A 25,260-nucleotide genomic window follows, 5' to 3' on the forward strand; every position below is an offset into this window, starting at 1 on the left:
GGCGAGAATGGGGCAACGTCGGCAGTGGCCGGCACTGCCAAGACTGTCCCATGCGCGAGACCGTGTTTGTTTCCCCTGACCAGATCCGCAGCCTGTTTGCGCAGGCCATGTCGGACATGTATCGCGCCGAGGTGCCGCTGTATGGCGACCTGATGACCCTGGTGGCCGACGTCAATGCGCAGACCCTGCAGGCCGATCCGGCACTGGCGGCGCGGCTGCAACGCAACGACGAGCGCGCGCGGCTGGATCTGGAGCGGCATGGTGCGATCCGGGTCGGCACGGCGCAGGAGCTGGCCACGTTGCGGCGGCTGTTTGCGGTGATGGGCATGCACCCGGTGGGCTATTACGACCTCTCTGTTGCGGGCGTGCCGGTGCACTCCACCGCCTTCCGCCCGATCGACGATGCGGCGTTGTCGGCCAATCCGTTCCGCGTGTTCACCTCGCTGCTGCGTCTGGAGCTGATCGAAGATCCGGCGCTGCGCGCGCAGGCGGCGGAGATCCTGGCGCAACGCCAGATATTCACTGCCGAGGCGCTATCACTGATCGAGCAGCACGAGCGTGCCGGCGGTCTGGATGCGACACAGGCGCAACAGTTCGTGGCACAGGCGCTGGAAACCTTCCGTTGGCACGGCGATGCAACGGTGGCGTTGCCCACCTACCGCGCGTTGAGCCAGGCGCACAAGCTGATTGCCGACGTGGTGAGTTTCCACGGCCCGCATATCAATCACCTCACGCCGCGCACGCTGGATATCGATGCGGCGCAGGCGCAGATGCAGCGCGCCGGCATCGAGGCCAAGGCGGTCATCGAAGGCCCGCCCCGCCGGCGCGTGCCGATCCTGCTGCGGCAGACCAGCTTCAAAGCGCTGGAAGAGCCGGTGCGCTTCCTGGGCGAAACGGGCCAGGCCGAGCAGGGCACGCATACCGCGCGCTTCGGCGAGATCGAGCAGCGCGGGCTTGCACTCACACCCAAGGGCCGCGCGCTGTACGACGCGTTGCTGGCGCAGGCGCGCGAGACCGAGGGTGCGGGCAGTACCGGCAGCGATTACGCGACCGTGCTGCAGACCGCGTTCGTTGCGTTCCCCGATGATGAAGCGGTGCTGCGCCAGGAAGGCCTGGGGTATTTCCGTTACGCGCTCACCGAGGCCGGCCGCGCCGACCCGGCGCAGGTTGCTGCGATGCCGGCCGAAACCGCGATCGCGCTGGGATTGGTGCGTGCCGATCCAATCATCTACGAAGACTTCCTGCCGGTGAGCGCGGCGGGCATTTTCCAATCCAATCTGGGCGGTGCCGAGCAGCGCGCCTATGCCGCGCACGCCAGCAAGAGCACCTTCGAACGCGAATTGGGCGCGCCGGTGCATGACGAGTTTGCGCTGTATGCGCAGCTGGAGCGCGACTCGTTGCGGGCGTTGCTGGTGTAGCCAGACGGCGGTGGTGTCGCGTGCCGCGCCGCATTGGGGCTGCGGTACGCGCACCGAACCCATTTAATCGTTTGGCGCACGCCAGCACGTAAAACGACAACGCGCGCGTTACGCGGGTAATCCGGTGCAGGCATCCGCGCGGGCCAGCAGGAATGTCTTGTCGCGTGCGTTGCCGGCCAGCGTGGCGGCGTGCAGGAAGTCAGCGCGTGCTTCGTCAAACCGGCCGAGCTTGTAGAGCAGGTCGCCGCGAACGCTGGGCAGCAGATGGTAGTGACGCAGTGCGCTGTCCTGCTGCAAGGCCTCTACCAGCACCAACCCTGCGGCCGGGCCTTCGGCCATTGCGATGGCCACGGCGCGATTGAGTGCAATCACCGGTGAGGGAACGCGCTGCGCCAGCCGTGTGTACAGCGCGGCGATGCGCGGCCAGTCGGTGTCCTGCGCCTGCGCGGCGGTGGCGTGGCAGGCGGCGATGGCAGCCTGCAAGGCATAACTGCTTTCGCCACCTCCCAACTGCTGCGCGCGGGCCAGCGCGGCCAGGCCGAGCTGGATCAGCGGTTGATGCCAGCGGCTGCGGTCCTGCTCGAGCAATAACACCGGTGCGCCGCTGGCATCGCTGCGCGCGGCGCTACGTGAGGCCTGCAACGCCATCAAGGCGCGCAGTGCATGTACCTCGGCGGCAGTGGGCATCTGCTCGGCAAGCACGCCGATCAAGCTCAGCGCTTCGTGGCAGAGCGCAGGCCGCTGTGCATCGTCGCCGTCGCTGGCCGCGTAGCCTTCGTTGAAGATTAGGTACAGCACCTCCAGCACCGAGGCCAGCCGTGCATGCCGCTCGCTCCCGCGCGGCACTTCGAACGGCACCTGCTTGTCGCTGAGTGTGCGTTTGGCCCGCACGATGCGCTGGGCGATGGTGGCTTCCGGTACCAAGAACGCGCGTGCGATCGCGTCGGTGCTCAAACCGCCGAGCAGGCGCAGGGTGAGTGCGACACGCGCATCGGTCCCCAGCGCCGGGTGGCAGGCCACGAACATCAAACGCAGTTGGTCATCGCCCAGGTCATCATCGGGATCGACGAGCTGCGCGGCACTGGCGGCTTGCTGTTCGCGCTCGATCTCGAAGCTCAGCGCATCGTGCTTGCGCCGCTGCAACTGATAGTGGCGCAGGCGGTCGATGGCGCGGTGCTTGGCGGTGGTCATCAGCCACGCGGCCGGGTTGTCGGGAATGCCGTTGCGCGGCCAATGCTCCAGTGCAGCGACCAGCGCATCCTGCGCCAGTTCTTCGGCCAGCCCGACGTCGCGGAGCTGGCGTGCCAACGCACCGATGATGCGTGAGGCCTCGCGGCGCCACAGGGTGTCCAGCAGTGCGGAAATGTCGGTCGCAGCCATGGGCACCGATCAGAGCATTCCCGCGTGTCGCCAGCAAGACGCGCCGCAGCGCGCCTGCATGGCTCAGCCCGGTTCGCAGGGGTTGTGCAGGACATCTGTATCGCCGCAGCGTGCGAACGTGCGCTGTGTCTGCCAGCGATGCTGCAGCAGCGTTTCTGCAGGCGGCGTGGTGTGCGCGGCGACACGTGACGGTGTGCACTGCGCGCTCCAGATCGCCCTGCTGCACGCGGTGCACGGCTGCTGCGTCATCCGTGCCATCGGCGCAAGACACTGCACCGTGGCGACTGCGCATGTGTTCCGCCATATCAAACAGTCCTCGCACACGTTACAGGGCAGCAGGCGCAGCCCCATCGCGTGGAAGAACGCGATGGCGAGCGGCAGTGACACGATATGTGCATCCATCGCGCGCTGTGGGTGCATGGGCAGCTCCTATGAGCGAGCGCAACGGCTGGGGTTAACTCTGCTGGTAGCGTCCGTTGACCAGCCACTGGATACCGAACCGGTCAACGCACATGCCAAAGCGCTCGGCCCAGAAGGTTTCCTCCATTGGCATGCCGATCTGGCCGCCCTCGGCCAGCGCCGCGAACACGCGTTCTGCCTCGGCGTTGTCATCGAAGTTCAGGGCGACCGCGATGTTGGAGCCGCCCGGCGCGTGCTGGCCGGGCGGCATGTCCGAGCCCATCAGCAGTGGCGCTTCGCCTGCGGCGAGCGTGACGTGCATGACCTGGTCCGGTGCCGCGGCGCTCACGTCGGCGCAGCCGTCATCGCGGCTGTCTGCCGGCATCTGTGCGTAGGTCATCAGCATCAACTCGCCACCGAGGACGCGTTGGTAATGGGCGAAAGCCTCACGGCAATGGCCGTTGAAATTGAGATAGGGCGTGACGTGCATGGGGTGGTCTCCTGGGTGCGGGGATCAGTGGGCGAGTTGTTGGCGCAGCGCGTCTTCCAGGGCGCGTGCCTCGGCAGTGAATGCAGTGCCGAAGTCCTCGGCCTCGAAGACCGGGCGCAATTCGATCTCGATCGGTGCGTTGTCCGGATTGGGCATGCGTTTCAACCACGCCACGGCGTCGTCCAGTGAGTTCACCTGCAGCAGCCAGAAGCCGGCGATCAATTCGCCGGTGGCTGCAAACGGGCCGGAGGTGACACGGCTGCCGTGCGCATCCAGCTGCAGGCGCAGCCCGCGCGCGCTGGGATGCAGCCCCTCACCGCCGAGCAGGACGCCGGCGGTGAGCAGTTCCTGGTTGAACGCACCCATCGCAGTGAGCTGGCGCTCGCTGGGCAGAATGCCGGCTTCGGATTCGGGGCTTGCCTTGATGATGGCCATGCAGCGCATGCGGATCTCCTGTGTGGTGTCGGGCGGATGACCGCTCACTGCGGCCATTGCAGACACGACGAACCAGCACGCGGCAGATCGACATGCGTGCGCGGAGATTTTTCAGTTGCATCCGCTCAAGCGGGCGCGAGCGGTCCGCCCGTCCCATTCGTCCCACCACGCCGGCCCGCGTGGGCCAACGTGGTCACAGCGCCGCAGCTTAGAGCAGCTATCAAAACTACTGCGCAGCCGCCGGGCGGGCGCGGCCGGTGCTCGGAATCCTCATGTACCCACGTACATTCCGGTTCCTTCGCGCCGTCCGCACCCATCTGACGGCTGCTCGCTACGTTTTGTTAGCCGCTCTTAGTGTGCGGAGGCTGCCGGGCGCCGTGCGGCAGCGCGCTCGGCCCGCTGTGCACGCTTGCGCGCGCGGCGCGCCTTCCAGCGCTCGCTCAGACAGGAAAAGATCACGTACAGCGCCGGGGTGCTGAGCAGGGTCAGGCCCTGCGAGAACACCAACCCGCCAATCATCGCGATACCCAGCGGCCGGCGCAGTTCCGAGCCTTCGCCCAGGCCCACCGCCAGCGGCACCGCGGCCAGGATCGCCACCATCGTGGTCATCATGATCGGCCGGAAGCGCACGATCGAGGCCTCGCGCGCGGCCGCGCGCGCATCCATGCCGTGCACGCGCTGCGCCACCAGCGCGAAGTCGATCATCATGATCGCGTTCTTCTTGACGATACCGATCAACAGCACCAGCGCGATCATCGAGATCACCGACAGCTCGGTGTTGGTGAGGAACAGCGCCAGCAGCGCGCCGACACCGGCGGCCGGCAGCGTGGACAGGATGGTGACGGGGTGGATCAGGCTCTCGTACAACATGCCCAGCACGATGTAGACGGTGAGCACCGCAGCCAGCAACAACACGCCCATCGAATTGGGGCTGAGCTGCACGTTGAAGCTGTCGTCGCCGCTGAGGCGGATACCATCGGGCATGCGCAGCCCGTCCACGGCGGACTTGATGATCAGATCCGCCTCGCCGGTGCTGACGCCCGGTGCCAGGTTGTAGCTCAGATCCATCGTGGTGTACTGGTTTTCATGGATGATCTGCGGCGGCGCCAGCCCGGGCACCTGGGTGGCGACCGACGTAATCGGCACCATCAGGCCGGCACGGTTGGGCACGAACACCTGATCCAGCGCCTTGGGCGTGGCGGTCTGCGAGGGCAACGCATTGACCACCACGCTGTACTGGTTGAGATCCGAATAGATGGTGGAAATGGAGCGCTGGCCGAACGCGCCATACAACGCGCCGTCGATCGCACCGACCGAAATGCCCAGGCGCGCGGCCTTGGCACGATCGATCACGATGTTCTGGCGCAGGCCCGAGGTATCCACGTCGGTGCCGACATCGCGCAGGCGCGGATTCTTCTTCAATGCGGTCTGCAGTTTGGGTAACCATTCCTGCAGCTGCGCCAGGTCGTTGCCCTGCAGCGAGACGCGGTATTGCGCGCCCTGGCTGGTGCCGCCACCGCCATCGCTGGGCAGGTCCTGGATCGCGCGCAGGCGCAGATCCAGATCCGGGTAACGGTCGGCCTTGGCGCTGAGGCGGGCGACCACTTGCGCGGTGGTATCGCGGCGGCCTTCGTCGCGCTTTTTCAATTCGATATTGAACGAGGCGCTGGAGCCCTGGCGGCCCGAGCCCAGCCGCGCACCCACAGTCTTCACTGCGGGGTCGGCCATCAACATGTCGGTGATGCGGCGCTGGCGGCTGACCATGTCGGCAAACGACACCGTGGCGCTGGAATTGGCGCGGCCCCAGATCAGGCCGGTGTCCTGTGGCGGGAACGAGCCCTTCTTGACCGCGCCACCCAGGAAGATGGTGGCGGCGATCAGCACCAGCGGCGTCAGTGACAACAGCAGCGCATGGCGCAACGAAAAATCCAGTGCCACGGTGTACACCGCGAGCATGCGGTCGTGCATGCGATCCAGCCAGGCGCCAAAACGGCTGGGTGTTTCCGGCGCGGTATGGGCGGAGAGGAAGCGGCTGCACAACGCCGGCGTCAGCGTCAGCGACACCAGCATCGAGACCACGATGGCGGCCACCAAGGTCACGGTGAACTCGCGGAAGAACGCGCCGACCATGCCGCTGGCAAACAACATCGGAATGAACACCGCCACCAGTGAGGCAGTGATCGACACGATGGTGAAGCCGATCTCGCGCGCGCCGGTGAGTGCGGCCTGCAGGCGCGGCATGCCCTCGTCGAGGTGGCGCATGATGTTTTCGATCACCACGATCGCATCGTCGACCACGAACCCAATCGCGATCACCAGCGCCAGCAGGCTCAGGTTGTTCAAGGTGAAGCCGAGCACGTACATCACCAACGCCGAGCCGGCCAGCGACAGCGGCACGGTGACCGCGGCGATCAGCGTGGGCGCCAGGCGGCGCAGGAACAGCGCCATGGTCAGCACCACCATCGCCAGGCTGATCATCAGCGTGGCCTGCACTTCATGCAGCGAGGCGCGGATGGTGGGCGTGCGGTCGAAATACGGTGTGAGGGTGGTGCCGGGTTGCAGGTAGGCGCGCAGCTCGGGAATCTGCGCTTTTACCTGGTCCACGGTTTCGACGATGTTGGCGCCGGCGCGGGTGAAGGCATACATCACCACCGCGGGTTTGCCGTTGAACCAGGCGGCCTGGTAGGCATCCTGCTGGCCGTCGTAGACGGTGGCCACATCGCCCAGGCGCACGATGCGCCCGTTGGATTGGGTGGAGATCGCCAGTTGCGCGAAGTCGGCGGCCTTGGCCACCGAATCGTTGGCGATGATCGCCATGGTGGTGTTGCCGTCGGACAGAAAGCCGGTCGGCGAGGTGACGTTGGCTGCACGCACCGCGTTGCGCAGATCGTCCGGGGTCAGGCCCAGCGCGTTGAGCGCGCGCAGATCCACATCCACGCGCACTGCCGGTGTGGACGCGCCAGCGATATCCACCGAACTGATACCGGTGATCTGGCGCAGCCGTTGCGCCAGCAGCGAGTCGGCGACGTTGTAGAGCTCATCGGCCGATTGGGTGTCGGAGGTCAACGCGATGGCGATGACCGGGTCGTCGTTCGGGTTGGCTTTTGAATAGATCGGCGTGCCGAGCCCGGATGGCAGGTCCGATTGCGCCGAGTTGATCGCGGTCTGCACATCCTGCGCGGCCGAATCGATGTTGCGATTGCTCTGGAACACCAGCACCACCAGGCTGCTGCTCTCCGAACTGGAGGAGCGCATGCGGTCGATGCCGGGCAGCTGGCCCAGGTGCCGTTCCAGCGGTGCGGTGACGGTGGAGGCCATGGTGCTGGCATCGGCACCGGACTGCGTGGCGTGCACGAAGATCACCGGGATCTGGATGTTCGGCAACGCCGCCACGCCCAGCCGCAGGTAGCACATCAATCCGATCACGAACAAACCGATCGCCAGCAACGAGGTGCCGATCGGGCGCTTGATGAAGGGCGCGGAGATGTTCATGGATTGACTGCCGGGAATCGGGAATCGTGAATCGGGATTCGGCAAGCAAGGCCAACGCAACGCCCGAGTGCGCGGGTGCGCAGACGAAGCCGCCGGCCGGCAACCCGATCAGCAGTTGCTGCACCGGCCGTCATGCCGGGCGCTCCGACGTGGAGGCCGGGTTCGCACCGTCGCGGCGTGCGGCACGCCGTGCACGCCAATCACGCACGCGCTCGCCGGCGCGCTCCATGTACAGGTAGATCACCGGGGTGGTGTACAGCGTGACCAGCTGCGAGAGCAGCAGGCCGCCGACGATGGCGATGCCGAGCGGGCGGCGCAATTCCGAACCAATGCCGGTGCCCAATGCCAGCGGCAAGGCGCCCAGCATCGCGGCGGCGGTAGTCATCATGATCGGGCGGAAGCGCAGCAGGCAGGCGCGCCGGATCGCTTCGTGCGCGTTGACCCCGGTGCGGCGGGCTTCGATCGCGAAGTCGATCATCATGATCGCGTTTTTCTTGACGATGCCGATCAGCAGCACGATGCCGACGATGCCGATCAGCAGCACGATGCCGACGATGCCGTCCACCGACAGGCTCAGCCCGCACACCATCAACGCCAGCAACGCACCGACACCGGCCGGCGGCAGCGTGGAGATGATCGTCAGCGGGTGGATGTAGCTCTCGTAGAGCACGCCCAGCACGATGTAGATCACCACGATGGAGGCCAGCAGCAACCACACGATGTCGGTCTGGCTGCCGGTGAACTCGGCGGCCTTGCCGACAAATTCCGCATGCACCTGGGTGGGAATCTTGAGGTCTGCGCGCGCCTGTTCGATCGCCGCCACCGCCTGCGAGAGCGAATGCCCGGGTGCCAGGTTGAAGGAGATGGTCACCGCCGGCAGCTGCTGCTGATGGCTGACCACCAACGGCGTGTTGGTGACCTTGGCCTCGGCCAGCGCGGCCAGCGGAATGATGCTGCCGGCGCCGACCACGATGCCGGTGTTCTGGTTGCCCACGCCGGTGGCGGTGGACGAGTTGGACGAGGTCACCTGGCCGAAGCTGGTGGCATTGGTGCCGGTCAGCGCGCCGCTGCCGTTGCTGGCCACGGCCAGCTGGTTCATCAACGCGGTGCTGCTGCGGAATTCCGGCGCCACTTCCAGCACCACGCGGTACTGATTGAGCTCGGTGAAGATGGTGGAGATCTGGCGCTGGCCGAAGGCGTCGTAGAGCGTGTCGTCGATGGTCTGCATCGGCACGCCCAGCATGCTGGCCTTGTCGCGGTCGATGCTGAGCTCCAGCGCGCGGCCCTGGTTGGCCAGGTTGTTGTCCACGTCGGCCAGCTCTGGCAGCTTGCGCATCGCTTCGGTCATGCGCGCGGCCCAGGACGCCAGCTCGGTGCTGTCCACGTCCGACATCGAATACTGGTATTCGGTGGCGGCCACGCGCGTGTCCAGGGTGACGTCCTGCACCGGCTTGAGGAACAGCGCCACACCGGGAATACCGGACACCGCTTTTTGCAGGCGCGCCACCACGGTTTCCAGATCGTCGCGGTCGCCGCGCGTCTTCAGCACGATCGACAGCTGGCCCTGGTTGATGGTGGGATTCATCGAGCCGGCGCCGATGAAAGCCGCCACACCGGTCACTGCCGGGTCTTTCTGCAGCGCGGCGGCCACCGCCTGGGTGCGCTGCTCCATCTGCGGGAAGGCCACGTTCTGGTCGGCCTGCACCACGCCGGTGATCAGGCCGGTGTCCTGTTCGGGCAGCAGGCCCTTGGGGATGGCCACGTACAGCACCACGGTCAAGGCCACCGCGCCGATCGCCACGGCCAGGGTCAGCGGCTGGTGGTCGAGCACCCAGTCCAGCGAGCGCTCGTACACGCCCACGGTGCGCGTCCACAGGTTGGTCTTGCCTTCAGCGGCCGCGCGCTCGTGCGCGTCTTCGCCTTCGGGCAACGCGTCGGGCTTGAGCAGGTAGGCGCACATCATCGGCGTCAGCGTCAGCGACACCAGCATCGAGATCACCACCGCGATCGACAGCACCCACGCAAACTCGTGGAACAGCCGCCCGGTGACCCCGGGCATCAGCAGCAGCGGCAGGAACACCGCCACCAGCGAAACGGTCAGCGACAACACGGTGAAGCCGATCTGGCGCGCACCGATCTCTGCTGCCTCCGGCCCGCTCTTGCCCTGTTCGATGTAACGCACGATGTTTTCGATCATCACGATCGCATCGTCGACCACGAATCCGGTCGCCACCACCAGCGCCATCAGCGACAGGTTGTCCAGCGACATGCCCGCAAACGCCATCACCCCGAAGGTGCCGGCCAGCGACAGCGGCACCGCCACCGAGGGAATGATGGTGGCCCACAGCCGGCGCAGGAACACGAAGATCACCGCCACCACCAGGAAGATGGTCAGCACCAGGGTGAACTTCACTTCATGCACCGAGGCGCGGATGGTTTCGGTGCGGTCGGAGAACACGTCCAGGTGCACGTCGGCCGGCAGCACGCCCTGCAGCTGCGGCAGGATGCTACGGATCTGCTCCACCGTCTGCACGATGTTGGCACCGGGCTGGCGGCGGATTTCCAGCAGCACCGCCGGCTTGCCGTCGGCCCAGGCGGCAAGTTGGTCGTTCTCTACGCCATCGACCACCTTGGCCACATCGGCCAGCCGCACCGGCGCGCCGTTGTTGTAGCTGATGATGGTTTCGCGGTACTGCGCCGCGTCGGTGAGCTGGTCGTTGGTGCCGATGCTGTAGGACTGGGTCTTGCCGTTGAGCGAGCCCTTCGGCGCGCTGACATTGGTCTGGGTCAGTGCGCTGCGCAGCGACTCCATGGTCAGGCCCATGTTCGACAACTGCGCCGGATTGACCTGGATGCGCACCGCAGGCCGCACGTTGCCGGCGATCGACACCAGGCCCACGCCCGGCACCTGCGACAGGCGCTGGGCCAGGATCGCATCGGCGTAGCGGTTGACCTCGCGCAGCGGCAGCGTGTCGGAGGTGAGCTTGAGCGTGAGGATCGCCGCGTCTGCGGGATTCACCCGGTTGTAGACCGGCTGGTAGGGCAACGACGAGGGCAGGGTGGCCTGGCGGATCGCCGCCTGCACGTCCTGCGCGGCAATGTCGATGTCGCGGTCCATCGAGAATTGCAGAATGATCGTGGACAGGCCTGCCGACGAATCGGAGGTCATCATCTGTAGCCCGGAGATTTGCCCGAGCTGGCGTTCCAACGGCGTAGTCACCAGCGAGGCCATGGTGGTCGCGTTGGCGCCGGGATACTGGGTGGAGACGACCAGACTGGGCGCGTCGATTTCCGGCAGTGCCGAGACCGGCAGTTGCCGGTAGCCCAGGATGCCCAGCAGCAGGATGCCCGCCATCAACAACGAGGTGGCGATGGGACGGCGGATGAAGATGGTCGAAAAGCCCACGGGCGGTGTCCTTGCTGAAGACGTCAATCGATGCCGGCGCGCAATGCGCCGACGCACACCAGCGACGGAAGTCCCGTCGCCGGTGGTCGCGGGTTAGCGCGGGCCGCCGCCGCGTCGGCCGCCGGCGCCGCCGCGTTCTTGCTTGTCCTGCACGGCCTTGAGCTCGGCCTCGGTGGGCGCGGGCGGGGTCTCGCCCGGCTTGAGCGCGCTGACCTTGCTGCCCGGCTTGAGCCGGAATTGGCCTTCGGTCACCACCCGCTCGCCGGGCTTGAGGCCCTTGGTGATCTGCACGTGGCTGTCGTCCACCTCCACGCCCTGCACCACGGTGCGCATCTGCGCGGTGCTGTCGCCGCCCACTACGTAGACGTAATCGCCATCCGGGCCGCGCTGCACGGCCTGGGTCGGCACCACGGTGCCGCCGGAGATGGTACGCAGCTGCAGCCGCACGTTGACGAACTGGCCCGGCCACAGCGCGTTGTCGGCATTGCCGAAGATCGCGCGCGCACCAAAGGTGCCGCTGTCGGCGGCGATGCGGTTGTCGATCACATCGAGCTTGCCGTCGGCACTGATCACATGCGCATCGCCACGGTCCAGCGCGGCCACCGGCAACGGGGTGGCGGCCTGGCCGCTGCGCACTGCCGGCAGCTCGCGCTCGGGCAGGCTGAAGGACACGTAGATCGGGCGGATCTGGGTCAGGGTGACGATGGTGGAGGTGGTGCTGACGATATTGCCCACGTCCACGCCGCGGATACCGGCAATGCCGTCGATCGGCGCGGTGACCCGGGTGAACTGCAACTGCACCTGCGCCGAGCGCATCTGTGCATCGTCGGCGGCCACGGCGGCCTCGTACTGCGCCACCTGGTTGCGCTGGGTGTCCAGGTCGGTGCGCGACACGTACTGCTTGTAGGCCGGGTCATTGGAGCGCTGGTAGTTCACCCGCGCGGTGGCCAGCAGCGCCTGGTTCTGGCGCTTGGCGGCCAGCGCCTGGTCGTAGCTGGCCTGCAGCGTGCGCGGGTCGATCTGCGCCAGCAGCGCGCCCTTCTTCACTTCCTGGCCTTCCTGGAAATTCAGGCTCATCAGCTGGCCGGACACCTGCGGGTTCACCGTCACCGTGTTGAGCGCGGTCACCGTTCCCAGCGCGGTGGCGTACACCGGCACGTCCTGGGTGGCGGCGGGCACCACTGTCACCGGCACCGGGCCGCTGTTTTCGGTGCCATTACCGTCCGGCGCCCCTGGCCGCTTGCCCTGCTGGCCCCCGCCCATCATGCGCATTGCAACGAACACAACGACAAGCACCGCCACGACCAGCAGTGAGATCTTCCAGAAACGCGACATTCGACAACTCCTGATGGCGGGCCGGGCGCGTGGGTGCGTCCGTGGGGCGGCTGAGCAAAGCATATCGTCGCGCCCGCAGGTTGGAACGTTACTGAAGTAACGGGCCACCCCCTGCGCGACAGGCCGATTCACTGGCGTGGTGCTGCGGCAACGCGCCACGGTCGTTGTGGTTGACCGCGGGGCTGAATCGCACCCCACTGTGGCCCGGGCGCGGCGCCGGTGCACTACAGTGAGGCATCCCGATTGGAGAATGTTCAATGCGCCATCGCCTGCTTAGCAGCGCCCTGCTGCTTGCCCTGCCCACGCTTGCCGCCGCCCAGGCCGCGCCCCGGCCCGAAGTCCAGGCGGCTGCGGCGCCCTTGCAGGCCAAGGTGGTGCAGTGGCGCCGCGACTTTCACCAGCACCCGGAGTTGTCCAACCGCGAGGAGCGCACCGCCGCCACCGTGGCCGCGCAGTTGCGCAAGCTGGGCCTGAAGCCGCGCACCGGCATCGCCCATCACGGCGTGGTGGCCATCATCAAGGGCGGCAAGCCCGGCCCGAAGATCGCCCTGCGCGCGGACATGGACGCGCTGCCGGTCACCGAACAGACCGGCCTGCCGTTCGCCTCCAAGGCCACCTCCCAGTACCGCGGCGAGACCGTCGGGGTGATGCACGCCTGCGGCCACGACGCCCACACCGCCATCCTGCTCGGCGTGGCCGAGGCCCTGGTGGGCATGCGCGAACAATTGCCGGGCGAGGTGATGCTGATCTTCCAGCCCTCCGAGGAAGGCGCGCCGGGCAATGAAGAAGGCGGCGCCTCGCTGATGCTCAAAGAAGGCCTGTTTGCCGACTTCAAGCCGCAGGCGGTGTTTGGCCTGCATGTGTTCTCCAGCGTGCAGGCCGGCAAGATCGCGGTGCGCGGCGGCCCGCTGATGGCGGCCTCGGACCGGTTTGCGATCAAGATGATCGGCCGCCAGACCCACGGCTCGGCACCGTGGAACGGCATCGACCCGATCGTGGCCAGCGCCGACATGATCGGCACCGCGCAGACCGTGATCAGCCGCCGCGCCAATCTGTCCAAGCAGCCGGCGGTGGTCAGCTTCGGCGCGATCAAGGGCGGTATCCGCTACAACATCATCCCCGACGACGTGGAGATGGTGGGCACCATCCGCACCTTCGACGAAGGCATGCGCCAGCAGATCTTTGCCGACCTCAAGACCGTGGCCGAACACACCGCCGCCGCGCATGGCGCCAAGGTCGAGGCGCAGGTGCCCGACCAGGACGGCAACCCGGCCACCGTCAACGACCCGGCCCTGACGGCCAAGATGCTGCCCAGCCTGCAGGCCGTGGTGGGCGCGGACAACGTCTACGAGCCGCCGTTGCAGATGGGCGCGGAAGATTTCTCGTTCTACGCCCAGCAGGTACCGTCGATGTTCTTCTTCGTCGGTTCCACCGCCAAGGGCATCGACCCGGCCACCGCGCCCAGCAACCACTCGCCGCAGTTCCTGCTGGACGAATCGGCGCTGGATGTCGGCCTGCGTGCGCTGTTGCAGGTGTCGCTGGATTATCTGCAGCAGGGCTGAGGCTGGGTGATTTGGGAATCGGGAATCGGGAATCGGCTGGTTGGGCGATTCCTGGTTTTCAGGGGACGTGCCCGCTAGGCGACGGGCCGCGTGACGCGGCCCGATCGCCGCGGCGATCCAGGTGATTGCGCCCGCGTCGCCATACACCTCACGGCCAGCCCGGCCGCCCTAAAATGGCGGCATGAATACCCCAGAAGACTCCTCCCTCGGTCGTGAAGTCGCCTACCCGAGCGGCTACGACCCGTCACTGCTGTTTCCGATCCCGCGTGCGGCCGGGCGCGCGGCCATCGGCCTGCGCGGAGCGCTGCCATTTGTCGGCCGCGATCGCTGGCATGCCTACGAACTGAGCTGGCTGGATGCGCACGGCAAACCATGCGTGGCCACCGCCACCTTGCACGTGCCGTGCGAGTCGCCGGCGTTGATCGAATCCAAGTCGCTCAAGCTGTATCTGAACTCGCTCAACGCCACCCGCTTCAACAGCGCCGAAGCCGTACGTGCACGCATCGCCACCGATCTGTCCACACGTGCCGGTGCCGATGTGTCGGTGGAATTCGGATTGCCGCCGATCGATGCGGTGGGCGAGGGCGAATCGATCGACGCACTGGATATCGCCATCGACGATTACGGCCCGCCCAAGGCCGACTATCTGTCCACCCATGCAGGCACGGTGGTGGAGGAAGTGCTGACCTCTGCATTGCTCAAGTCCAACTGCCCGGTCACGGGGCAACCGGATTGGGCCAGCGTCACGCTGCGCTACCGCGGCGCGCCGATCGATCGCGAAGGATTGCTGCGTTATCTGGTCAGCTTCCGCGACCACGCCGATTTCCACGAACAATGCGTGGAGCGCATTTTTCAGGACCTGCTGGTGCGTTGCGCGCCGCAATGGTTGGTGGTGGAAGCACGCTATACCCGCCGTGGCGGACTCGACATCAATCCGGTGCGCACCTCGCCGCAGGTGCCCACGCCGCTATCGATCTTCCGCGACCTGCGCCAGTAAGGCGCACATTGCGGGTACTCGCGCCGGCTTCACGGCGGCGCGATCAGCACTTAACGGCGCTCCGCGCACCCTGCGCATCATCGTGATGGACAGGGAGCGCGGCAATGAATGTCGACAAGAAAGCAGATTTTTCCAATGTCACGTCCACGGTCGACAGCACCGCGGAGGTCGTGCCATCGCCGGATTTTTCCAATGTCCGTTCCAGCGTGGAAAGCACCGCGCAAATCATCGGCGACGAGTCGGTGACGGTGCAGGCAGGCGATAGCCTGTCGGTGATCGCCAAGCGCCATTACGGCGACGGCAACTTGTGGCCACGCATCTTCGAAGCCAACCGCGACACGCTGAAAGATCCCGACACGATCTTTCCGGGCCAGGTGTTGCGCTTACCGCCGAAAGCGTGACTACCGCGCTGCCCGCGCGATGCCGCGGCCTGTTGCACACCCCCTTACTGTGACTCTTGGAGATCGATCCCATGCGTAGCAAATCCGCATCCAGCACCTTGGTCCTTGCACTTGCCGGCGTTCTGGCACTGTCCGGCTGTCGCAAGGAAGCCCATGACGATTCCAGCGTGTCGCAGGATCCAACCTCTGGCGCCGCAACCTCCGACATTCCAGGCCCCGCGAGCACACCGCCGGCCGGTGACCAGGCCGCGCAGGGCACTGCCACCGGCGCCGCCAGCACTGATACGGCCGCAGCCAGTGGCGCGGCGGTCACGGTGTCCAGCGTGGCAGTGGGCAACAAGGCGGGCGCCGACAGGAGCGTGACGCCGGCCACCACACTGGGCAGCAAGGACACCATCATCGTTTCGGTGAAGACCGATGGCAGCGCCAGCAACGTGCCGGTTTCGGCCAAGCTGACCTTCCAGGACGGGCAGGTGGCGGGCGAGCAGAACGCGACACTGACCACCACCGGCGCGGAAACCACCAACCTGAGCTTCAGCAAGCCCGATGGCTGGCCGGCGGGTAGTTACACCGCGCAGGTCATGGTCGACGGCAAGCCGGCCGGCAGCCCGCAGACCTTCACCGTGAAGTAAGCCGCAGCGCGCTGCGCGGCCAGTACGCGCGCAGGTGTCAATCAAGCTCACCCATGCTGCGACTCTCTCCCGCAGCGTGGGACCTGAGGCGCGATCGAAAGTCGCGCCTTTTTTTTTGGCTGTATGCGTCTGCGCGGCAGCGTTTGCATTTCGTTACACCTGCATCCATAGCGATTGGACGCGTAGCGGGATGAAGCATCCGCCTGTGGTCGCTTTACCCGGGCAAGGCCCAGACGCGACAATGCCGTGCTGATCCATCGCCGCGTCCACGCGCGTCGGCCGCTCGGCGTGCCACCAGCGACCCCCGTCGCGCACGCCCACGGCCACCGCCGTGCGGACCGGTGCTCCTCCCGACCACAAGAGCTATCGCACCTCATGTCGAAGACACCGAAGATCATCTACACGCTCACCGACGAAGCACCCTTCCTGGCCACGCAGTCGCTGCTGCCGATCATCGATGCCTACACCGATACCGCCGGGATCGTGGTCGAGACCCGCGACATTTCGCTGGCCGGACGCATCCTGGCCCTGTTCCCGGAGCAACTGACCGACGCGCAGAAAATTGCCGACGATCTGGCCGAACTGGGCGCGCTGGCCACCACGCCAGAAGCCAACATCATCAAGTTGCCCAACATCAGCGCCTCGGTGCCGCAGCTCAAGGCCGCGATCAAGGAACTGCAGAGCCAGGGCTACGCGTTGCCGGCGTATCCGGATGAACCCAAGGATGCCGCCGAGCAGGACATCAAGACGCGCTACGACAAGGTCAAGGGCAGTGCGGTGAATCCGGTGCTGCGCGAAGGCAATTCCGATCGCCGCGCACCGCTGTCGGTGAAGAACTATGCACGCAAGCATCCGCACCGCATGGGCAAGTGGAGCAGCGAGTCCAAGTCGCATGTGGCGCACATGGACAACGGCGACTTCTTCGGCAGCGAACAGTCCACCACGCTGGCGCAGGCCGGCACGCTGAAGATTGAATTCGTCGGTGCCGACGGCAGCAGCAAGGTGCTCAAGGACGCCGTTGCAGTGAAGGCCGGCGAGATCGTCGATGCCGCCGTGCTGAGCAAGCGCGCACTGGCCAGTTTCATTGATGCGCAGATCGCCGACGCGAAGGCCAAAGACGTGCTGTTCTCGGTGCATCTGAAAGCTACCATGATGAAAGTCTCTGACCCGGTGCTGTTCGGCGTGGTCGTGGGTGAGTTTTACAAGAGTGCGTTGAGCAAGCATGCCGACGTGCTGAAGTCGGTTGGCTTCGACCCCAACAACGGCATCGGTGATCTGTACGCACGCATCGGCACGCTGCCAGATGACGTGCAGGCGCAGATCAAGGCCGACGTGCAGGCCGAGTACGCCCAGCGCCCGGGGTTGGCAATGGTCAACTCGGACAAGGGCATCACCAATCTGCACGTGCCCAGCGACGTGATCGTCGACGCATCGATGCCGGCGATGATTCGCGATTCCGGCCAGATGTGGAATGCGCAAGGCAAGCTGCAGGACACCAAGGCGGTGATCCCGGATCGCTGCTACGCCGGCGTGTACCAGGCGGTGATCGACGACTGCAAGGCGCATGGTGCGTTCGATCCGTCCACGATGGGTTCGGTGCCCAACGTCGGCCTGATGGCGCAGAAGGCCGAAGAATACGGCTCGCACGACAAGACCTTTCAGATGTCCGCCGCCGGCACCGTCAAGGTCACCGATGGCAACGGCACCACCGTGTTCGAGCACGCTGTGGAAGCGGGTGATTTGTGGCGCATGTGCCAGGTCAAGGACGCGCCGATCCAGGATTGGGTGAAGCTGGCGGTCGAGCGCGCCCGCCTGAGCGACACCCCGGCCGTGTTCTGGCTGGACAAGGCACGCGCGCACGACGCGCAGGTCATCGCCAAGGTCGAAACCTACTTGAAGGATCACGACACCAACGGCCTGGACATCCGCATCCTGCCGCCGGTGGAGGCCACCACCTTCTCGCTGGAGCGCATCCGCAAGGGCCAGGACACCATCTCGGTCACCGGCAATGTGCTGCGCGACTACCTCACCGACCTGTTCCCGATCATGGAGCTGGGCACCAGCGCCAAGATGCTCTCGATCGTGCCGCTGATGGCCGGTGGCGGGCTGTTCGAGACCGGCGCCGGTGGTTCGGCGCCCAAGCACGTGCAGCAGTTCGTCGAAGAGAACTGCCTGCGCTGGGATTCGCTGGGTGAGTTCCTGGCCCTGGCCGCCTCGCTCGAGCACCTGGGCAACCGTTACGACAACCCGTCCGCCACCGTGCTGGCGAAAGCGCTGGATGTGGCCAACGGGCAGTTCCTGGACAACAACAAGTCGCCGGCGCGCAAGGTTGGCGAGCTCGACAATCGCGGCAGCCATTTCTATCTGGCGATGTACTGGGCACAGGCCCTGGCCGCACAGACCGAAGACACCGCGCTGCAAGCCAAGTTCGCACCGCTCGCCAAGGCCTTGACCGAGAACGAAGCCACCATCGTGGCCGAGCTCAACGGCGCGCAGGGCAAGCCGGTGGAGATCGGTGGCTACTACCATCCGGATCTGGCCAAGGTCAGCGAGGCGATGCGTCCGAGCAAGACCTTCAACGACGTGTTGGCCACGCTCAAGGCCTGATCCCGCGCACCGCCTGTCGGTGCGTTAGTCAGTGCTACCTCCAAGGCCCGCCTCGCCAAGAGGCGGGCCTTGTCGTTTCAGCGAAATGGCGACAACGCCGTCATCGCCCGCACCAGCCGGCGTGCACGCCGCGCCATGCGGTGTTCGGCACGCTGCTGGCGCGCAGCGTCCGGCGCGACCGAGGCAGGTTGCGCTGCCTGCACGGCTGCATCCAGCGCCGTGTCCGGCTCTGCCAATTGCTGTGCAAGCGTCACGTCGGCAATGTGCCCGTGCTGGAACAGCAAGTCGGTAAAGATGCGCATGATCCTGCTCCCACTTGAGTGAAAGCCACAGTAGGCGCAGGCTGGGCGAGGCAAAAGCGAGGCTTTTGCAAGTCGGTGTTGAATTTCATTCAAGGGTGAGCCATGTCGCGTCCGCCGCTTCACGCATTGCAGGGATTCGTCAGTGCCGTGCGTCTGGGCAATCTGTCGCGCGCGGCGGCGGCGATGCACCTCACCGTCAGCGCGCTCAGTCACCAGGTGCGCTCGCTCGAACAACGCCTGGGGTATCCATTGCTGCAACGGCACGCACGCGGTGTCAGTGCCACGCTGCAGGGGCAACAGTTGCTCGATCGCATCGCACCGCATCTGGATGCCATTGCCGAAGCGTTCCAGCCGTTCGCTGCGCGCCGCGAAGACACGCTGACCCTGAGCATCACACCGTCGATGGCCTCGGCCTGGCTGGTGCCGCGTCTGGGTGGATTTCTGGCGCTGCATCCCACCATCGAGATCAACCTGTTCTCCAGCGAGCGACTGGTGGACTTCGAACGCCAGCAGCAGGTGGATGCCGGCATGCGCATCGGTGCCGGGCACTGGCCGGGCTTGATCGCCGAACCCTTGTTCGACGAGTGGCTGGTGCCCATGGCGAGCCCTGCGCTGATCGCGCGCATGGGCGGGGTCGATGCGCAGCCACTGCATCACTGGCCCTTGCTGGGCGACCCGGATGGCGACTGGCTGCGTTGGTTTGCAACCTTCGGCGGCGAAGCACCGCGCCGCTATGCGGCGGTGCTGGACGAATCCGAAGCGCACCATCGTGCCGCGCTGGATGGTGTGGGGGTTGCACTGGGGCGGGTGACGCGCGCGCGCTTGTTGCTGGCGTCCGGCCAGCTGGTGGCGTTGTCTGCGCAACGGCTCAAGACCAGCTGGTCGCATTACCTGGTGTATCCGGCGCGCTCGGCCTCGCATCGCGGTTTTCTCGCCTTTCGCGCGTGGCTGCAGGAGCAGGCGCGCGAGCATGCGGCGCACGCGCAGCAGGCGGCATCCGCCGTTTCCACGACACGCCGTCGCAAGCGCTGAGGACAGCCATGAACCAACTATCGTTACCACCGCAATCCGAGCGCCGCGCGCTGGCGATCGGTCGTGCTGTCTATGAGGCGTTTCAGGACTACCACGCGCAGTTTTCGCAGATCACCGCGCGTGCCAGGCAGCGCTTCGAAACGCGCGACTGGAGTGGCGCACGCGAAGATGCGGTGGCGCGGATCGCGCTCTACGATCAGTACATCAGCGAATGCATGTTGCGCCTGCGCGCCGTGTTGCTGGGGCAGGCGCACGATCGCGCGCTGTGGATGCGCGCCCGCACCCATTACGCGGAGCTGCTTACCGGCCTGATCGACCAGGAGCTGTACAAGACCTTCTACAACACGCTGACGCGGCGTTACTTCCGCACCCAAGGCGTGGATGCGCAGATCGAATTCATTGCGCTGGATATCGAGCCCACCGACGCCATTACCGTGCCGGTGGCACGGCATACCTACGCGGTCTCGCCTGGCCGGCTGACCGAGATGCTGGTGCGTGTGCTCGGCGATTATCCATTTGAGGTGCCGTATGCGCACCGGACCCGCTGCGCGGCGGCAATCGCGGTGCGGCTGCTGGACGACCTTGCCCATTGGGGCGAGCACCCGGTGCGCAGCGTGGAGCTGCTGGAGACGGTGTTCTACCGCGAACGCCGTGCGTATCTGGTGGGGCGGGTGTTCGGCGAACATCGCTTTTCGCCGTGTGTGATTGCGCTGGTCAACGACGATGCCGGGCTACGCGCCGAAGCGGTGCTGACGCGCCGCAGCGATGTCGCGCAATTGTTCAGTAATTCCCGCAGCTATTTCCAGGCGGATCTGACCACCGTCGGCGATGCGGTCGTGTTTCTGCGCAGCCTGCTCACGCATAAGCCCATCGACGAGCTGTACACGATGCTGGGGCGTGCCAAGCAGGGCAAGACCGAACGGTATCGCACGTTTTTCCGCCACTTCCAGGCCCATCCAGCCGAACAGCTGGTGCATGCCGACGGCACGCCGGGGATGGTCATGGTGGTGTTTACGCTGCCCAGCTATCCGTTGGTGTTCAAGTTGATCCGTGACCGCTTCGCATATCCCAAGACCATGAGCCGCGCGCAGGTTGAAGGCAAATACGAGCTGGTGTTTCAGCTCGACCGCATTGGTCGCCTGCTCGATGCGCAGCCATACCGGTTTCTGCGGTTTCCCATGGCGCGGTTCTCGCCTGCACTGCTGCAGGATCTGCAGAGCAGCTGTGCGATGAGCCTGAGCGAAGACGGCGACGATGTGCTGATCGCCCTGTGCTACGTGCAGCGCCGCCTGCGCCCGCTCAATCTGTATCTGCGCGAGCAACTGCCCGCCGCCGCGCATGCCGCCGCGCTGGACTACGGGCAGGCGATCAAGGATATGGCGCGCAACAACATCTTCCCCGGCGACATGCTGCTGAAGAACTTCGGCATCACCCGGCACCAGCGCGCGGTGTTCTACGACTACGACGAGCTGTGCCTGATCACCGAATGCACCTTCCGCGATTGGCCCACGCCCACCAGTTATGAAGAGCAGATGGCAGCCGAGCCGTGGTTTCACGTCGGTCCGCGCGACGTGTTTCCCGAGCGCTTTGCGTTGTTCATGGGCCTGCCGTCCTCGCAGCTGGAAGCGGTCAAGCACATGCATCCCGAATTGTTCGACCCGCAGTGGTGGCGCGGCCTGCAGGCACGCCTGCGCGAAGACGATTACCCAGACACGCCGCCGTATGCAGACGCCCAAAAGCTGGCATGACGATTCCGTTTGCGGCCATCGGCTGGTAAAAGAACGTTCCAAGACGAATGGCGTGTGGTCATGCAGTGGATGCAACGGTTGGGGCTGGTAGCGATGTTGGGGATGCTGTCGATTGGCCAGGTAGCGGCGCGCACGAGCGAGGCGACAGAACAGGTCGAGGCCAGCATGAATGTTGCGGGCGAATTGACGCTGACGCCGGATGGCACGGTCACTGCGGTGACGCTGACCAATGAAGACAGCTTGCCGCCAGCCGTGCGCAGCCGGATCAGGCAGTCGATTGCGGGGTGGCGCTTCGATCCGGTCACCGACAGTGGTACTGCCTTGCCAACCACGCTGCCGATGCGTCTGTTGCTGGTCGCCAAGCCTGGCGAGAAGAATCAGTATCTGGTTGCGATCCGCAGCGCTCACTTCGGTGGAGAGGCCAGCGATGGCAGCAGCGTGCGTGCCAGGGACATGACACCACCCAGCTATCCCAAGGCGCCGTTTCAGGATGGCGCGACCGGGATCGTGTATCTGCTGCTGAAGATCGGCCGCGACGGCAAGGTGGCGGATCTTGTCGCAGAGCAGGTCAACCTCACCGTGTCGATTCCCGCAGCCAAGCGCGAGCGCGTGCGCAAGATGCTTGCCGACGCGTCAATCGCCAAGGCACGCACGTGGACTTTCGATCCGCCTAGCGATGGGCCTGAGCGCACGGCGCCCTACTGGACCATGCGCGTGCCGGTGAGCTTCGATATCACCGACTCGATACGCGATCTGAGAAAACGGCAGGCCAGCTGGCGGTCCTATCTGCCAGGCCCACGCCAAAGCGCGCCATGGAGCGATCAAGGCGTGCTGGCGTCGGCCACTGACAGTCCGGATGCATTGCCCGACAGTGGGCTGTTCTCGGTACGTGGCGAAGGCGTGCGGCTGCTGACGCCGCTGCAAGGCGGCTGAGCAATCGGGAGCCGTGTCGCTGCGGCGTGGCGGCATGCGGGTCGACTGGATCGATGGTCACGCCAGGCGCCCAGGGCTCACGAGATGACGCCACGCAGTGCTGCCGATCAAGCCCCGCAGAGCACGAGTTGAGAGTCGCGGTGGCCTCACGCCTGAGCCAATTAATTCGGCCCATAAAAAAAGCCCCGCAGCGCGGGGCTTTTTCGTAACACACCAACCAACTGAACTCAGCGCTTCATTGAGCTGAAGAACTCGTCGTTGGACTTGGTGGTCTTCATCTTGTCCAGCAGGAACTCCATCGCGGCGATTTCGTCCATCGGATGCAGCAGCTTGCGCAGGATCCAGATCTTCTGCAGCAGCTCCGGCTCGATCAACAGATCTTCGCGGCGCGTGCCCGAGCGGTTGATGTCGATCGCCGGATAGACGCGCTTTTCGGTGATACGGCGGTTCAAATGCACTTCGCTGTTGCCGGTGCCCTTGAACTCTTCGTAGATCACCTCGTCCATCTTGCTGCCGGTTTCCACCAGCGCCGTGGCAATGATGGTCAGCGAACCGCCTTCTTCCACGTTACGTGCCGCACCGAAGAAGCGCTTCGGGCGATGCAGTGCATTTGCATCCACACCACCGGTGAGCACCTTGCCGGAGCTCGGCACCACGTTGTTGTAGGCGCGTGCCAGACGGGTGATGGAGTCCAGCAGGATCACCACGTCCTTCTTGTGCTCGACCAGGCGCTTGGCCCGTTCGATCACCATCTCGGCAACCTGCACGTGGCGTGCGGCCGGCTCGTCGAACGTGGAGGAGATGACCTCGCCGCGCACGGTGCGCTGCATTTCGGTCACTTCTTCCGGGCGCTCGTCGATGAGCAGCACGATCATGTGCACTTCGGGGTGGTTGGTGGTGATCGCCGTGGCCACCTGCTGCATCATCATCGTCTTACCGGCCTTGGGCGGGGAGACGATCAGCGCACGCTGACCCTTGCCCTGCGGTGCCATCAGATCGAGGATGCGGCCGGTGATGTCCTCGGTGGACCCATCGCCGCGTTCCAGGCGGAAACGCCGACGCGGGAACAGCGGGGTCAGGTTCTCGAACAGCACCTTGTTCTTGCTCGCTTCCAGCGGCTCACCATTGATGGTGTCCACGATCGACAGCGCGAAATAGCGTTCGCCGTCCTTGGGGAAGCGGATGCGGCCGGACAGATGGTCGCCGGTGCGCAGGTTGAAGCGGCGGATCTGGCTCGGCGAGATATACGTATCGTCCGGGCCGGCCAGATAGCTGGCCTCGGCGGCACGCAGGAAGCCGAAACCGTCGGGCAGGATCTCCAGCACGCCGTCGGCGGCAACGCCTTCGCCATGGCGGGTGAGCACCTTGAGCAGCGCAAAGATCACATCCTGCTTGCGTGCGCGGGCCACGCCTTCCTGGATGTTGAGCTGATCGGCGATATCCAGCAGCTTCTGCGCCGGCATCCGCTTGAGGTCGCTCAGCGAGTACGCCGGGAAGCCTTCCGGCACGGCCGGATGCGGACGCGCAATGAACGGCTCGTTGCTGCCATCGGACGAGGGCATGCCGCCTTCGCTCTCATTGCCGAAGCGGTCGCGGCCACGGTCGCGACGGTTGCGGAACCGGTCACGGCGGTTGCCCTGCTGGTTCTGGCCCTGGCCCTGGCCCTGATTCTGGCCTTGACCCTGCTGGCCTTGGCCTTGGCCCTGGTTCTGACCCTGGCCTTGCTGCTGGCGCTGCTGACCCTGACCCTGACCCTGACCCTGGCTTTGCGCCTGGTTCTGGTTTTGCTGCTGCTGCGCCTGGTTGAAGCGCTGCTGCTGCGACTGGCCGCCCTCGCGGGACTCGCCGTGCTGCTCGCCAGCATGCCCAGCCTGGGCTGCGCCGCCATCGCCAGACGACTGCGCCGGCGCCGATTCGGCTGCGGGCGACGTGGTCTGCGCGGGGCGCGGAGCCTCGGGAGCGGGGCTGCTGGGCAAGGGAAGATTGGGTTGTTGCGACCCGGCGTCGTCATGGGCGACGGCGGTCTTGCTGACACGTGGCTTGCGCACACGCTTCTCGACGGGGGCGTCAACGCTCCCGGTATCGGAGGAAGGATTCTCGGACAAGTGCTTGATTCCTCGCTAAGAGTGCGAGCGCCCGGCTGGGGGGCGAACTTTGGTGATGGGAGTCTAGAAGAGGTTTCTAGAGGGGTACGGCGGCGCACGAACGTGTGCCGGATCAACTGACACTACCACCGCCGCGCAGAGCGGCGCAAGCGTCTGCTAAAGCAGGAGTTAACTGCCGGCAAAACGCAGGGCGCCCATGGCTGGACGCCCTGTCACTCAGGCGGCCGCGCCGCCCAGGGTCTTGTCGATCATCTGGGTCAGCTGGCCCTTGCCAACTGCCCCGATCTGGCTTGCCTGGACCTCACCGTCCTTGAACAGCAACAGCATCGGGATCGAGCGTACGTGGTACTTGATGGCCAGAGCGCGGTTCTGGTCCACGTTGACCTTGGCAACCTTGAGCTTGCCCTGGTATGTATCGGCCAGATCGTCCAGCACCGGGGCGATCATCTTGCACGGGCCGCACCATTCGGCCCAAAAATCCACCAGGACCGGTTCGCCGGATTGCAGTACAGCTGTATCGAAGTCGGCATCGCCGACATGTTGAACCTTGTCGCTCACGTTGGGTCTCCTGGAAACCAAAACGGCC

At 65.7% G+C, this 25,260-nt stretch carries 18 protein-coding genes and 1 other RNA gene; 10 read left to right on the forward strand and 9 right to left on the reverse strand.

The annotated features are described in order from the left end of the window. Window positions 1-50: 50 nt before the first annotated feature. Window positions 51-1,418, forward strand: a complete 1,368-nt coding sequence (locus ACD584_RS02700; protein WP_011038874.1) for a VOC family protein — start codon at window positions 51-53, stop codon at window positions 1,416-1,418. 108 nt (window positions 1,419-1,526) lie between these two features. On the opposite strand, the gene ACD584_RS02705 is transcribed toward ACD584_RS02700, so the two are convergent. The 3 genes from ACD584_RS02705 to ACD584_RS02715 form a co-directional block, all read right to left on the reverse strand. After that, entirely contained in the window at window positions 1,527-2,798 is a 1,272-nt protein-coding gene (locus ACD584_RS02705) for an RNA polymerase sigma factor (RefSeq protein WP_014506351.1), read from the reverse strand. 454 nt (window positions 2,799-3,252) lie between these two features. Next, complete coding sequence (locus ACD584_RS02710) at window positions 3,253-3,687, reverse strand: VOC family protein (RefSeq protein ID WP_070693507.1); 435 nt, start codon at window positions 3,685-3,687, stop codon at window positions 3,253-3,255. A 24-nt stretch (window positions 3,688-3,711) separates the two neighbouring features. Further along, window positions 3,712-4,131 (reverse strand): YciI family protein, encoded by a 420-nt coding sequence (locus ACD584_RS02715; protein WP_070694590.1) that lies wholly within the window; start codon window positions 4,129-4,131, stop codon window positions 3,712-3,714. 263 nt (window positions 4,132-4,394) lie between these two features. On the opposite strand from ACD584_RS02715, the gene ACD584_RS02720 reads away from it, so the two are divergent. Then, a non-coding RNA gene (locus ACD584_RS02720) (sX9 sRNA) lies at window positions 4,395-4,469 on the forward strand. 4 nt (window positions 4,470-4,473) lie between these two features. Here ACD584_RS02720 and ACD584_RS02725 read toward each other — a convergent pair. The 3 genes from ACD584_RS02725 to ACD584_RS02735 all read right to left on the reverse strand — a co-directional run bounded on the left by ACD584_RS02725 (window position 4,474) and on the right by ACD584_RS02735 (window position 12,355). Further along, window positions 4,474-7,614, reverse strand: coding sequence for an efflux RND transporter permease subunit (locus tag ACD584_RS02725; protein ID WP_116923716.1), 3,141 nt, complete (start codon window positions 7,612-7,614; stop codon window positions 4,474-4,476). A gap of 130 nt (window positions 7,615-7,744) precedes the next feature. After that, on the reverse strand, window positions 7,745-11,020 hold the full coding sequence (locus ACD584_RS02730; protein WP_372357275.1) for an efflux RND transporter permease subunit: 3,276 nt from the start codon (window positions 11,018-11,020) through the stop codon (window positions 7,745-7,747). Window positions 11,021-11,113: 93 nt separating this feature from the next. Continuing rightward, on the reverse strand, window positions 11,114-12,355 hold the full coding sequence (locus ACD584_RS02735; RefSeq protein WP_014506357.1) for an efflux RND transporter periplasmic adaptor subunit: 1,242 nt from the start codon (window positions 12,353-12,355) through the stop codon (window positions 11,114-11,116). A 257-nt stretch (window positions 12,356-12,612) separates the two neighbouring features. Between ACD584_RS02735 and ACD584_RS02740 the strand changes: the two genes are divergently transcribed. From ACD584_RS02740 to ACD584_RS02760, 5 genes are all read left to right on the forward strand, one after another. Further along, a complete protein-coding gene (locus ACD584_RS02740; protein WP_076036565.1) occupies window positions 12,613-13,917 on the forward strand; it encodes a M20 family metallopeptidase in 1,305 nt (434 codons plus the stop codon). Window positions 13,918-14,098: 181 nt separating this feature from the next. Then, window positions 14,099-14,914: an NADPH-dependent 7-cyano-7-deazaguanine reductase QueF gene (queF, locus tag ACD584_RS02745; protein ID WP_070693500.1), complete on the forward strand. Its 816-nt coding sequence runs from the start codon at window positions 14,099-14,101 to the stop codon at window positions 14,912-14,914. Window positions 14,915-15,018: 104 nt separating this feature from the next. Then, window positions 15,019-15,315, forward strand: a complete 297-nt coding sequence (locus tag ACD584_RS02750) for a LysM peptidoglycan-binding domain-containing protein (protein WP_040941941.1) — start codon at window positions 15,019-15,021, stop codon at window positions 15,313-15,315. Between the two features lie 71 nt (window positions 15,316-15,386). Continuing rightward, window positions 15,387-15,947, forward strand: a complete 561-nt coding sequence (locus ACD584_RS02755) for a hypothetical protein (RefSeq protein WP_076037805.1) — start codon at window positions 15,387-15,389, stop codon at window positions 15,945-15,947. Window positions 15,948-16,322: 375 nt separating this feature from the next. After that, entirely contained in the window at window positions 16,323-18,554 is a 2,232-nt protein-coding gene (locus ACD584_RS02760) for an NADP-dependent isocitrate dehydrogenase (protein ID WP_076036564.1), read from the forward strand. 77 nt (window positions 18,555-18,631) lie between these two features. Here the strand turns inward: ACD584_RS02760 and ACD584_RS02765 are convergent, their stop codons facing one another. Further along, entirely contained in the window at window positions 18,632-18,856 is a 225-nt protein-coding gene (locus ACD584_RS02765; protein WP_076036563.1) for a hypothetical protein, read from the reverse strand. Window positions 18,857-18,958: 102 nt separating this feature from the next. On the opposite strand from ACD584_RS02765, the gene ACD584_RS02770 reads away from it, so the two are divergent. From ACD584_RS02770 to ACD584_RS02780, 3 genes are read left to right on the forward strand one after another with little or no spacing between them, the layout of a single operon-like run. Further along, on the forward strand, window positions 18,959-19,888 hold the full coding sequence (locus tag ACD584_RS02770; protein WP_076036562.1) for a LysR substrate-binding domain-containing protein: 930 nt from the start codon (window positions 18,959-18,961) through the stop codon (window positions 19,886-19,888). Window positions 19,889-19,896: 8 nt separating this feature from the next. Continuing rightward, a complete protein-coding gene (aceK, locus tag ACD584_RS02775; RefSeq protein WP_076036561.1) occupies window positions 19,897-21,636 on the forward strand; it encodes a bifunctional isocitrate dehydrogenase kinase/phosphatase in 1,740 nt (579 codons plus the stop codon). Window positions 21,637-21,696: 60 nt separating this feature from the next. Continuing rightward, entirely contained in the window at window positions 21,697-22,569 is an 873-nt protein-coding gene (locus ACD584_RS02780; protein WP_070693490.1) for a hypothetical protein, read from the forward strand. 227 nt (window positions 22,570-22,796) lie between these two features. Here ACD584_RS02780 and rho read toward each other — a convergent pair whose 3' ends face one another. Together rho and trxA are read right to left on the reverse strand one after the other, a co-directional pair. Then, window positions 22,797-24,674 carry a transcription termination factor Rho gene (rho, locus tag ACD584_RS02785; RefSeq protein WP_175611592.1) on the reverse strand — a complete coding sequence of 626 codons (1,878 nt, stop codon included), beginning with the start codon at window positions 24,672-24,674 and terminating at the stop codon, window positions 22,797-22,799. 216 nt (window positions 24,675-24,890) lie between these two features. After that, window positions 24,891-25,232 (reverse strand): thioredoxin TrxA, encoded by a 342-nt coding sequence (trxA, locus tag ACD584_RS02790; protein WP_011038858.1) that lies wholly within the window; start codon window positions 25,230-25,232, stop codon window positions 24,891-24,893. Between the last annotated feature and the right edge of the window lie 28 nt (window positions 25,233-25,260).

The organism is Xanthomonas sp. NCPPB 2922, assembly GCF_041520885.1.
In the GTDB taxonomy this organism is placed as follows: Bacteria; Pseudomonadota; Gammaproteobacteria; order Xanthomonadales; family Xanthomonadaceae; genus Xanthomonas; species Xanthomonas campestris.